Source organism: Terriglobia bacterium (genome assembly GCA_036496425.1).
Classification (GTDB): domain Bacteria; phylum Acidobacteriota; class Terriglobia; order 20CM-2-55-15; family 20CM-2-55-15; genus 20CM-2-55-15.
Genome location: DASXLG010000393.1, coordinates 1 through 10093 on the forward strand (window position 1 = coordinate 1; position 10093 = coordinate 10093).

At 57.4% G+C, this 10093-nt stretch carries 15 protein-coding genes; 8 read left to right on the forward strand and 7 right to left on the reverse strand.

Annotated features, from left to right (window positions below; genetic code table 11):
- From VGK48_28865 to VGK48_28885, 5 genes are all read right to left on the reverse strand, one after another.
- Positions 1-682 (reverse strand): ABC transporter substrate-binding protein (locus VGK48_28865; protein HEY2385206.1); only part of this gene is annotated, 682 nt, incomplete at its 3' end.
- 6 nt (positions 683-688) lie between these two features.
- Positions 689-1690: an amidohydrolase family protein gene (locus VGK48_28870; GenBank protein ID HEY2385207.1), complete on the reverse strand. Its 1002-nt coding sequence runs from the start codon at positions 1688-1690 to the stop codon at positions 689-691.
- A gap of 13 nt (positions 1691-1703) precedes the next feature.
- Positions 1704-2585, reverse strand: a complete 882-nt coding sequence (locus VGK48_28875; protein ID HEY2385208.1) for a hypothetical protein — start codon at positions 2583-2585, stop codon at positions 1704-1706.
- A gap of 145 nt (positions 2586-2730) precedes the next feature.
- Complete coding sequence (locus tag VGK48_28880) at positions 2731-3615, reverse strand: DUF1932 domain-containing protein (GenBank protein ID HEY2385209.1); 885 nt, start codon at positions 3613-3615, stop codon at positions 2731-2733.
- A 232-nt stretch (positions 3616-3847) separates the two neighbouring features.
- On the reverse strand, positions 3848-4024 hold the full coding sequence (locus tag VGK48_28885) for a hypothetical protein (GenBank protein HEY2385210.1): 177 nt from the start codon (positions 4022-4024) through the stop codon (positions 3848-3850).
- Here VGK48_28885 and VGK48_28890 point away from each other — a divergent pair.
- The 6 genes from VGK48_28890 to VGK48_28915 all read left to right on the forward strand — a co-directional run bounded on the left by VGK48_28890 (position 4014) and on the right by VGK48_28915 (position 6981).
- Positions 4014-4442 carry a type II toxin-antitoxin system HicB family antitoxin gene (locus tag VGK48_28890; GenBank protein HEY2385211.1) on the forward strand — a complete coding sequence of 143 codons (429 nt, stop codon included), beginning with the start codon at positions 4014-4016 and terminating at the stop codon, positions 4440-4442. The genes VGK48_28885 and VGK48_28890 overlap by 11 nt on opposite strands.
- A gap of 3 nt (positions 4443-4445) precedes the next feature.
- On the forward strand, positions 4446-4673 hold the full coding sequence (locus VGK48_28895) for a type II toxin-antitoxin system HicA family toxin (GenBank protein HEY2385212.1): 228 nt from the start codon (positions 4446-4448) through the stop codon (positions 4671-4673).
- A 213-nt stretch (positions 4674-4886) separates the two neighbouring features.
- Positions 4887-5174: a type II toxin-antitoxin system VapC family toxin gene (locus VGK48_28900; GenBank protein ID HEY2385213.1), complete on the forward strand. Its 288-nt coding sequence runs from the start codon at positions 4887-4889 to the stop codon at positions 5172-5174.
- A 147-nt stretch (positions 5175-5321) separates the two neighbouring features.
- Entirely contained in the window at positions 5322-5660 is a 339-nt protein-coding gene (locus VGK48_28905) for a PadR family transcriptional regulator (GenBank protein HEY2385214.1), read from the forward strand.
- Positions 5657-6442, forward strand: a complete 786-nt coding sequence (locus tag VGK48_28910) for a hypothetical protein (protein ID HEY2385215.1) — start codon at positions 5657-5659, stop codon at positions 6440-6442. Before VGK48_28905 ends, VGK48_28910 begins: the two co-directional genes overlap by 4 nt.
- A 26-nt stretch (positions 6443-6468) precedes the next feature.
- Positions 6469-6981 (forward strand): GNAT family N-acetyltransferase, encoded by a 513-nt coding sequence (locus VGK48_28915; GenBank protein HEY2385216.1) that lies wholly within the window; start codon positions 6469-6471, stop codon positions 6979-6981.
- A gap of 155 nt (positions 6982-7136) precedes the next feature.
- Here the strand turns inward: VGK48_28915 and VGK48_28920 are convergent, their stop codons facing one another.
- On the reverse strand, positions 7137-7832 hold the full coding sequence (locus tag VGK48_28920; GenBank protein ID HEY2385217.1) for a 4-carboxy-4-hydroxy-2-oxoadipate aldolase/oxaloacetate decarboxylase: 696 nt from the start codon (positions 7830-7832) through the stop codon (positions 7137-7139).
- A 218-nt stretch (positions 7833-8050) separates the two neighbouring features.
- Between VGK48_28920 and VGK48_28925 the strand changes: the two genes are divergently transcribed.
- Positions 8051-8785: a GntR family transcriptional regulator gene (locus VGK48_28925; GenBank protein HEY2385218.1), complete on the forward strand. Its 735-nt coding sequence runs from the start codon at positions 8051-8053 to the stop codon at positions 8783-8785.
- Between the two features lie 94 nt (positions 8786-8879).
- Positions 8880-9707, forward strand: coding sequence for a class I SAM-dependent methyltransferase (locus tag VGK48_28930; GenBank protein ID HEY2385219.1), 828 nt, complete (start codon positions 8880-8882; stop codon positions 9705-9707).
- Here the strand turns inward: VGK48_28930 and VGK48_28935 are convergent.
- Positions 9704-10093 (reverse strand): hypothetical protein (locus VGK48_28935; GenBank protein ID HEY2385220.1); only part of this gene is annotated, 390 nt, incomplete at its 5' end. The two genes, VGK48_28930 and VGK48_28935, sit on opposite strands and share 4 nt — an antisense overlap.

Sequence of the window (10093 nt, forward strand, 5' to 3'; positions counted from 1 at the left end):
CGATTTTCGGGTTGGACGTTAGGGTCTTGCGCGTGAAGAGGTACACGGTGGAAGCATAGATGTCGTTGTAGTCCGCCATGTTTGCGAGTGTTTTGTAACCCTGCTTCTCAAGCGGAAAATAGGAAGGCGCCGTCAGCAGCGTGGCATCAGCCCTGCCGCTGGTCAACGCGACCGCGCGGGCGTTCGCGTCGGTTCCAACGGGCACCCATTGAACGTCGCGCGGGGACAGACCGAACTTTGCCAGCAGCGCTACCGAATAGTTATATGGAGCATCGCCGATCTGGCTGACGGCGACTCGCTTGTTCTTCAGGTCCTTGGCGGTCTTGGTAGCGGCCGGCGCCATCAGCGCAAACATCCCTTTGTTGAGCGAGCTTCCCAGCAAGACAAGCGCGCTGGGATCGCGTGAACCGGCCTGCAGCGCCTGTTCCATCGACGAGTTCGTCATGGCCGCTTCGCCGCTGGAAATCATGGCGACGCCGATCGGGCCGGCGCCGAAAGCCAGATTCACATCCAGCCCGTATTTCTCGTAGTAGCCGCCGGCTTTCGCGATGAACATCGGCCAGGATGCGCCGCTGCGCGTCGGAAAGTTGATGGCAGTCTTTTGAAGCTGACCCTGCGCGATAAAGGCCGGCACCAATAGAACGAGGGCGATCAACACGGTGAAAGCAATTCGTTTCGTCATGGTTGGTTATACCTGGATTTTAAAGAGCTTCTTGGCGTTGTCCTCGAAGATCATTTTCTTTTCCGCGGCGCTCAGGAAGTCAAAGCCCTCAATGATGTGCCGCGTTTCGTCGAGCCACTTCCCGGTCTTGGGATCCTTAACCGTTCCGACGCCCGGACGCTCCGTCCCGAACAGGCAGCGCTCCGCCCCCACTGTCTTGAAGAGCAAGGCAAGCGCGTCCGCCGAATAAAGCACAGTGTCGTAGTAGAGGTTACGCATCTTGTCGGAGAAGCGGGGGCCGCCGCGCCGCAGAGCGCCGGCTTCGAACCGGCCATACTGATACGGAACGGCGCCGCCGCCATGCGAAACCATGATCTTCAGGTTCGGAAAATCGTTGAACACGGTTGAATTCAGAAGCGACACGACCGCGATGGTTTCTTCATTGATAAAGTGGAGCGAGTACGTCAGCCGCTCGGACCGGCAGCCGGCCGAATGGATGTGTCCGGGGATATCGAGCTCACACATTTTCTCGTAGAGCGGATACCAGAAACGATCGCCGAGAGGAGGCGTTTCGACTCCGGAACACTCGCCGGGATCGGGATTCAGCAGAAATCCGACGAAACCCTGTTCCTTCACGCAGCGTTCGAGATACGGAAGCACCGCCTTCGGGCTCACGCCCGGCGTCAGCGGCAGACCGCAGACACCGCGGAACACCTTCGGGAAGAGCTTCACTTCCTGGGCAATGACGTTGTTGGTTTCTTCGGTGAACCACTGAACCAGTTTCGGAGTCTCGCTCGTCATCATTTGATACGGACGGGGCGAGATGATCTGCATGTCCGTGCCCGCTTCCTTCAGCTGCTGCAAATGCGACGAACCTCCAAAGACGGGCGAATTCAGCGCCTTCGTGATGTCTTCATCGGTTGCCGTCACTGAGCCCCGGCCATGGCCGCCGCGATGCGCGAGCAGGCCGGCTTTATAAACGTACAGACTGTCGGGCGCCGTCACGTGCGCATGTGAATCGATAATCATCGTTCCTCCCGTTTTAAACCGAGACTACGGATTCTTCGTAGCCTTTTCTGCCCTTGAGACCTTCTTCAAAGATGTTCCAGGATTCGATCCACTTCTGAGTCTCGTCGTACATCTCCTTTGTATAAGGAGCAAAGACGATGCGCTCGCCGGGACCGAAGACTCGCGTGTCCATCATGTCGTGGAAACGGTGCGGGAATTCGCGTTTGTAGTAGTGGGTGTAGTGCTGATGGTTCATGTCGATATCGACTTGAGCCCGCTTCAACCCGCGATAAAACTTTTCGACGTCCTCTTCCGCGGCTTCCTCTTTGACGATCGCCGCAACCATGAACGTGCAGTCCAGGATTTTTCGAAAGCCGAGTTGCTCGGCAAAATACATCATCCCGCCAAATAACGTCGCGACGGGCACCTCGCGATCGATGAGCAGTTCCAACCGCTGGAAAATCATGCCGCCGAAATGCAATTTGATCTCTTCGCGATTGAGGATGGGTTCGAGGGCCTGAATGGTCGTGTAATGGCTTCCGGATTGATAACCGACAGCGATCGGGACATTTGCGAGGTCTTTCGCGGTTTTGATAGGCGACTCGGGAGGCACCATGATCCCGCAAGGCAATATGGAATACGCTCCGGCCCATAACCGGCCGTGACCGGCCGCCGCCGCCATATTGATTGTCCAGTGACAGGCGGAACTGATGTCGCAGCTGCGCCCGGCTTCGATCGTTTGATAAGCGCCCTTGATCTGATCTTTAGGAAGTTCGGTGGCGGATTTGACGCTGATATTGGAAAAACCGGTCGAGGGGAGGAACTCGTAATCGAGACCTTCGTCTTTAAAATAGCCCTTTTCTTCAGCGACCCATTCCTGGAGCCGCATATGCGGACCAATAATGAATTTCGACATGTAGACTCTCCCGGATACGCATGATACACGAAAGTTTAGGTGCCTTTTGAGGCTAAGTTTAGCCGCAGATTACGCGGATTACGCAGATGGGCGCAAAAAAAAGACTAATTGATTCCCCCATCTGCGTAATCCGCGTAATCTGCGGCTAAACCTGTTTCGTAGAATCATGCCCGATGGCCTGAAGAGCTTCACGGTAGGTCTTTGGACCGTCCGGTCCGAATTGTGAAGCGATGCCCAGGCGCGCGCACCAGTCCTGCCTGCGGGCTGCGGCCTCCGCCATGATGGGCTCGATGCCCAGCGACTTCAGCGTTTCGGCGACCTCTTCCATCTCCCGGGCGCGACGCTCGCCGTGGATGACGACACGGCTCACCATATAGTTCGCCAGCTTTTGCCAGTCGATTCCCGGAAAGCTCTCGCTCAGCGAGGAAAAGACACGTTCATCCGCCCCGTATGGAACGGAAGCCAGGACGCACTCGAGCATCAGGGCTTCGAGGCCTTTGACAATGATGCTTCGGAACATCTTCGTGGCAGCGGCTACTCCGACATTTTCGGAGACCACCTGCAGGCGCATTCCAAACGGCGTCATCAATTCCGCAAATGCCGGCGCGCCTTTACCGCCGAGCAACATCGGCGACCGATGGCCGGTCGGCGGAACAGGCGACATCACGGCGGCCTCGACAAAACTCGCCCCCGACGCCGAGATCACCCGGTCGATCTCCTGCTTCAGCGCCGGCGAGACCGAGTTGAGATCGGCATAAATATGGTGGGGTTCGAGATAGGGAGCGGTTTGTTCTGCCGCCTCCTTTGCCCTGGCACAGGTCACGGTTGAGAATATGACGCGCGCCGATCTCGCCAGTTCACGATTGGAATCGACCAGCGGCACTGCCGCTTCCTGAGCGTGATGACGGACCTTCTCCGGAGCGATATCAAAAGCAAAAATCCGCGAGAGCCCCGCGGATTTCAGACCTCTGGCGATGTGTGAGCCGGCTTCGCCGAAACCAATAAAACCGACCGATAGTTCGTTGTTCATGGATTAATCCGTCCGCACGGCCGAGGAAGCTGCCGGCGCTGTGCCGGGAGATTTTACCATTTTGCTGCATCTTCAGAAACGTCCCAACATCTGGAGTTTTGTCCGAATTCGTGCTCCTATCGGCAGCTTCGACCAATTCAGAACAAGAGACGAGGAAGACCATGAGCCCAGGTTATGCCAGGTACCTTCTGTAGGTGCGGTCTGTGACCGCACGCATTTCGCAGAACAAGGATTACTGCTTCACTTTACGGTCGCCGCCAGGCTTGGCGCTGTAGGGCTGCGCGGGAAGGCCGCCCAGCGTGATGACGGTCTTGCCGTCTCCGCGCGTCAGGCCGGCGGCCCATGCGTGTTTGGATCCATCCTTGGCCTGGAACGCCGTCACGGTGATCTCTTCGTGGTTGACCATCATCGATCTGTACACGCCGGTGTTGAAGCCGTTACGCACGAGAACGTTGGGTGGAGGCAGTTCGAGAGCCCAGTGGATGATTCTGCCGCGTCTGGAACGAATCCTGCATGTTTCCTACGATGCGACCATGCGGTATTCTCAAAGGGAGGTTTCCCCGATGCACAATCTTTCCTTTATGGTACAGGTCTTCAAAGAAGGGGATCTGTATGTAGCGCACGTTCCGCAGCTTGACATTTCAAGCTGCGGCGAAACCAAAGAAAAGGCCCGCGCCAACATCCAGGATGCCGTGCGCGGCTTCATCGAGGCTGCTGGAGACAAGGGCACACTGGACGAAATCCTCGAGGAGGCCGGTTTCGAGCGCGTCGGCAGTGATTGGAACGCGCCGGAAGTCTCAGTTGATCGCGTGACGATGACCGTCTGATGCATGCCCGCCATCAAGCCGGTTTCCTACCAGATGCTCGTTAAAGTCTTCGAACAGGCCGGGTTTACCTTTGATCGCCAGCGCGGCGATCACCTCATTTACACGAAAGCCGATATCAAACGGCCGCTCGTGATTCCGATGTATTCGGCCGTTCCCGTGTTCATCATCAAGAACCTGCTCCGTACGGCAGGGCTGAGCCGGGAACGGTATTTCGATTTGCTCGGAAGGTGATTAGCTGATGTCCCAGTGACTTATTGTTGTCCGTCGGACGATGTAGGAGCGTATCTGCCTGGCGTGAACCGGCTTGAACATCGAAAGATCGACACGAAAGTGATGCCGTCCGGTGCGAACTTCCCGGCGATGAATCAGAAGACCTTCCCCGCCTTGAACATGCGCGCAGCAAGTGACATGCTGAACTTATGTCGAAGATGATCCAGGTAAGACATGTTCCGGACCGCCTGCACCGGGAATCGCTCAGCGCTGCTCCGTAAGGAATTATCCATCGATCGTGCCGCAGAGGCTTTACAGGATTACGAGGACCTCCCTCTCCGGCTCAACACCCACCGGCCATTCCTCAAACGAGTATGGGAATTGCGGAATAATTTCAGCGCCTACGACGCGGCGTACGTGGTACTCGCCGAACAACTGAAAGCGGAGTTCTTGACGGCGGACAATCGCCTCGCCCGGTCGGTACGCGCTCACACATCGGTCCGTCTGATCGAAATCGTATAGCGAACGCTCGGCCGCTTAATTGCCTACATCCTCATTCCCTGCCACATCACCATCTCCCTCACATGTGAGCGCGGAAAGCGCCAGCTATAGGTTTACCGACTCCAATTCTTCTTGCGCCGGCGCAAGTGATCCGCTATCGTCAATTACGTGGCACGAAGTACGCAGCGCGTAGATGAACACGATCCCGATCCGGGACGCTTCTCTGATCCTCCCTTACTCGTCCTGGCCAGTCTCGCCGACGGCCCGAAGCATGGGCACGCCATGATAGACGACATCGAGCGATTGTGCGGCACACGCCTCGGACCGGGGACGCTATACGGCGCGATCACGCGGCTGGAACAGCAGAAGCTGATCGAACCGTTGCCGGAGGAGGATCGCCGTCACCCCTACCGCATTACCGCTGCAGGCGCGCGCCTTCTGCGGGCCAGGCTGACCACGTTGAACCATTTTGCGCGCAGGGCGCTGCGCCGGCTGGAGGCGACATGAATCCAAGGCTCGCCGGGTTTCTGACGCGCCTTTATCCGCCCGCCTGGCGGGCGCGTTACGGCGCAGAGTACCGGATGTTCCTTGAGGTACGCAGAGTGTCTGCCGTAGAGACTCTGAATGTCTTCTGGCATGCTGCGGTCGAACACGTTCGGGAGGACTGGCGTTACGGCCTGATCCTCATCGCCCTGTTGTTCTCTGTCGAGGGCGGCTTGTCTCTGGCCGGAGGACATGCCGGAGAAGCAATCGCGCAGCATCCCATGCTCGCAGTCATATGGCTCGCGATGGAAGGCGGAGCGATAGCAGTCTTGCTGTATGCGCTTTCACTTTCGATTGCGATTCCGGTGACGTTGGAGATCATGCCGAGGCGTGTCGCGTGGATACTCCTTTTGCCGGCCGCGGCCTGGGCGGTGGTGCAATATCTGCCGTGGCGATGGACCGGCGGATGGTGGGCCAGCGCAAGCGCTGTGTTCGCCGTCATTGCCGGCGTCGTGGGAATAGGGTTCGCCGGCATGTGCGCAAGAATCGTGCTGCTTCGCCTGCAACAGCTGGAGCCGCAAGACCTCGACGACCTCCCGCCGTTTATGACGTACTGCTGGAACAAAACGGGCAAGTGTGGGCCGGCAAAGCTCGAAGCGCTACGCCTGAGCGTCATGATCCTGGGCATCACGCTCTTCGCGGCGCAAATGCGCCGCGCCGATCATCTTGCGTCCGCCTCGATCATCATCGGCACGAGCCTCTTGCTGTACTGGGACGACGTGTTCCGCCCGCGCGCGGCAGAGTGATTATCCGCTAACGTCTTTACTACCGGATGTTTCGATTCAGATACGCGACAGCAGATGATGCAGATGAGTTGCAGCGCCTCGCCGTACGCACATATTACGAGACCTTCGCAGCAGTCAACACGCCCGGGAACATGCGGGCTTATCTGGAGAGCGCGTTCGCTTTGGATCGAATTCGGGCGGAGCTGAGTGACCCCGCAGCCGTCTGGCTGCTCGCCCTATCCGATGAGGCCTTCGCTGGTTATGCGAAGCTGTTGGCCGGTCCGCCCCCTGAGTGCGTCATCGGGGACGCGCCGATTGAACTCGTGCGGTTTTATATCGACCGGCAATGGCACGGCAGCGGACTGGCATCCGAGCTGATGCAATTGTGTCTGGAGGAAGCGCGGCAACGGAGCTTCAAGACCATGTATCTCGGCGTCTGGGAGAATAATGAACGCGCGAAAGCGTTTTATAAGAAATGGAACTTTGTCCGCGCCGGAGAGCATGTGTTTCCGATGGGAGACGATCCTCAAATCGATTGGTGGATGACACGGCGGATATAAGAATCGCGTTAGCGGCGCTGACGGGGTGGTTAGTAAATTCAACGAATAAGGTGCGCTGCGCGATTCCTGGATAACCGCCCCGTCCTCGCGTTCTAACGGTTTGATCGCTCGGACTCCCCGCCTTGGAAAGGCGGGGAATGTCCATCTGGACCGGCTTACAGTTCCTTTTCCAGATCGTCGACGTAGCGGACACCCAGCTCCGCCAGCTTGGCGCGCAATCCGTAAAAGTCGACACCGAGTTCGCCGGACTTCAGCCGTTCGCGCGTCTTCTGCTCCTTCACGAATCGTTCACCCGCCAGCCGGGCAATTTCGGCCGCGTTCTCGCGTTTGATCACGACCACGCCGTCCGCGTCGGCCACGATCGCATCACCCGGCCGCACCATCGTTCCGGCGCAAACGACAGGAACATTTACGGAGCCGGGACTCGCTTTCACGGTGCCCTGAGCGGAAACCGCTTTCGACCAGACTGGAAACTGCATCTCGGTGAGATCCCGCACATCGCGAACACCCGCGTCGATGATCAGACCGACAACACCGTGCGACCGCGCGGATTCGGCGAGCAGTTCGCCAAACATTCCGTCGGTCGATTCGGACGTCGTGGTGACAATCAGAATGTCGCCCGGTTTGCAAAACTCGATGGCGGCATGAATCATGATGTTGTCGCCGGGATGGCAGGAAATCGTGATGGCGGTGCCGGCGGCTTTCGCGCTGGGATAAATCGGCCGCATATACGGTCGCATCAATCCGGTGCGCCCCTGCGCTTCATGGACAGTCGCGACTCCCAGTTCGCCGAGCGTCTTCACTGCGCCGCCTTCGGCGCGATTCACACTTCGAACAACTGTTGGTTTCATAAGTCCTTATTCATCCTTCTAACCATCTGACATTACAGAAGTAAGCGCAATTCGATGAGGATTTGCTTACTGCGGGCAAAAATCTGTCATATCATTATTGTCGGCGTAGTGGCATTCCGGGCTGTCAAAGGTAAGAATATGCCACACGTCAACGCGCGTTCGCATAAGAAAAAATATAAATGAAACGATGAGCGCGCATTTTCATGAGAGGAGTTGTGATGGGAAATTCTGCAGCGCCCGCAAGCCTTGCAGCGGAAGCCTACGAGTTCGTCAAACAGCGGATCCTCCAGGGCGAGCTCCCGTTGGGGCAGGTTATTTCACGCCGGAAAATCGCAGCCGAACTGGGGATGAGTTTTCTGCCCGTCTCGGAAGCCCTTCTCCGGCTGGAGTTCGAAGGTCTTCTCGAAAGCCGGCCACGGGCCGGAACGCGTGTGCGTATACCTTCGCGCGACGACGTACGCGGACACTATATCGTTCGCGAAGCGCTCGAAGTGCAGGCATCCATGCTGTTCGCCGCGGCAGCCACCGCGGAAGACCGCAGCGAGCTGCAGAAGTTTGCAGCTCGTGTCGATGCCATGTCCGTATCGGAACAATCGCTGTACCTTCCGGCGCACGAGAAATTGCATCGGCGCATCGCTGAAGGCGCCCGCTGCATCGCTCTGAGCCTTGCCATCGAGAAAACCCACGCTCTGGCGTCCACCTGGTTTTGCATCGTCCGGCAACCCTCCGATGAATTGATGCCGCGCCGCCACCAGGCGCTGGTCGAAGTGCTGGTTGCCGGCACGCCGCTCGAAGCTGCGGAAGCCATGAGACAGCATGTGACGCAGGGTATGGAAAACACGCTGAATCGGCTGAAACCTTATTTCCGCATCCGGAAGGCGTATGGCAAGACGTTTTTCAGGAGCGAGAAAAGGCAAAAACGACAGCTTATCGATCCATCTGCTTTGAATTAAGCCCGGTATCCATTAAGATTCCATCTCTTGGAATCCTGAGGTCCTGGGTTTTCCAGAGTGGTCTTACAATCGGTTATACCGGGGAAGCGATATAATGTCAGAGCAAGTTCCCGAGGTTTTTGCTGCGTTTGAATGCGCTGTCTGTCACGCAACTGATCCTGCCTGGACTTCATCAAATCATTCCGACTATCTGTTCGGCAGTCCCGGCCGGCTGATCTGCCGGGGCTGCAGCACAGTCTTTCCGGTTCGCAACGGTTACCTGGACCTCCATCCCGGTGATCCGGAGCCGGTTCCGCCGATTCAGCTGCTGATGCAATCCGCGCCGATCGTCGCGTTATACGAGGGAATCTGGCGGCCGATCGGTTACTTCATCGCCAGCAAGCACTCCTTTCCTAAAGACGTCGATCGGATTGCTTCTCTTATTCAACGCCGCCATGGTTTGATCCTCGATCTGGCGTGCGGCCCCGGAAACTTTACGCGGCGCATCGCGCGGCTCGCTCCGAAGTCAACTGTGGTGGGTTTCGATCTCTCGCCGCAAATGCTGGAACGCGCGGTCCGGCTGACAAAGAAAGAGGGCCTCACCAACGTGTACTACATGAGAGGAAGCGCCCTCTCGCTGCCGTTCAAAGCGGAAGCTTTCGACGCCGTAACATGCTGCGGCGCCCTTCAATTGTTCAGAGACCAGGATCAGGCCGTCGGGGAGATCGCGCGGGTGTTGAAGGTACAGGGTGATTTCGTTTGCCAGACGACGCTGGGTCCACGCAAACCACCGTTTTTTATCCGCATGGCGGATCGAACGCTCAAATTCGGTTATTTCTATCTGGACGACTTGAAGGATCGGCTCTATCGTTTCAACTTCGATCTCAAGGCCGAAGAAAAGTCCTATATCAACTATATCTTCAGAGCGGCGAAGTCCGGCTAGTAGACCACTGTCGCTTTTCCCGGTTCCAATTTGATCTCCTCGATGCCCCACGGCATATCGAAGGGCTCGTTGAGGTCTGCTTCGGGATACTTCGGTTTGACGTACTTCTTGAACAGAGTCTGAATGAAGATGTTTGGAACCGGTATCCCGTCGACGCGGACTTCGTCCAGATCGAATTTTCCGCGGCTGTGCTCCCCCATGAGTCTTCCCCTGAAGAGCAGGTTGTGCGTTCCGCCGACGACTGCATCGACCACCGGGTTTCCGGTCGCGTTCGAAGTGAACGTCAGCTGTGTGTTGAGGCCGACGCTGCCGGCTGCGAGGTCGATATGGGCCGAATCCACCTTGGCCGGGATATCGTCCTGCAACGAGTAGATCAGATAGGACTC

Bases quoted from the DNA above. Each gene is read 5' to 3' on its own strand.
- VGK48_28870 (HEY2385207.1), bottom strand. From the start codon at position 1,690: ATGATTATCGATTCACATGCGCACGTGACGGCGCCCGACAGTCTGTAC.
- VGK48_28875 (HEY2385208.1), bottom strand. From the start codon at position 2,585: ATGTCGAAATTCATTATTGGTCCGCATATGCGGCTCCAGGAATGGGTC.
- VGK48_28880 (HEY2385209.1), bottom strand. From the start codon at position 3,615: ATGAACAACGAACTATCGGTCGGTTTTATTGGTTTCGGCGAAGCCGGC.
- VGK48_28885 (HEY2385210.1), bottom strand. From the start codon at position 4,024: ATGATGGTCAACCACGAAGAGATCACCGTGACGGCGTTCCAGGCCAAG.
- VGK48_28895 (HEY2385212.1), top strand. From the start codon at position 4,446: ATGCCCGCCATCAAGCCGGTTTCCTACCAGATGCTCGTTAAAGTCTTC.
- VGK48_28900 (HEY2385213.1), top strand. From the start codon at position 4,887: ATGTTCCGGACCGCCTGCACCGGGAATCGCTCAGCGCTGCTCCGTAAG.
- VGK48_28910 (HEY2385215.1), top strand. From the start codon at position 5,657: ATGAATCCAAGGCTCGCCGGGTTTCTGACGCGCCTTTATCCGCCCGCC.
- VGK48_28915 (HEY2385216.1), top strand. From the start codon at position 6,469: ATGTTTCGATTCAGATACGCGACAGCAGATGATGCAGATGAGTTGCAG.
- VGK48_28920 (HEY2385217.1), bottom strand. From the start codon at position 7,832: ATGAAACCAACAGTTGTTCGAAGTGTGAATCGCGCCGAAGGCGGCGCA.
- VGK48_28925 (HEY2385218.1), top strand. From the start codon at position 8,051: ATGGGAAATTCTGCAGCGCCCGCAAGCCTTGCAGCGGAAGCCTACGAG.
- VGK48_28930 (HEY2385219.1), top strand. From the start codon at position 8,880: ATGTCAGAGCAAGTTCCCGAGGTTTTTGCTGCGTTTGAATGCGCTGTC.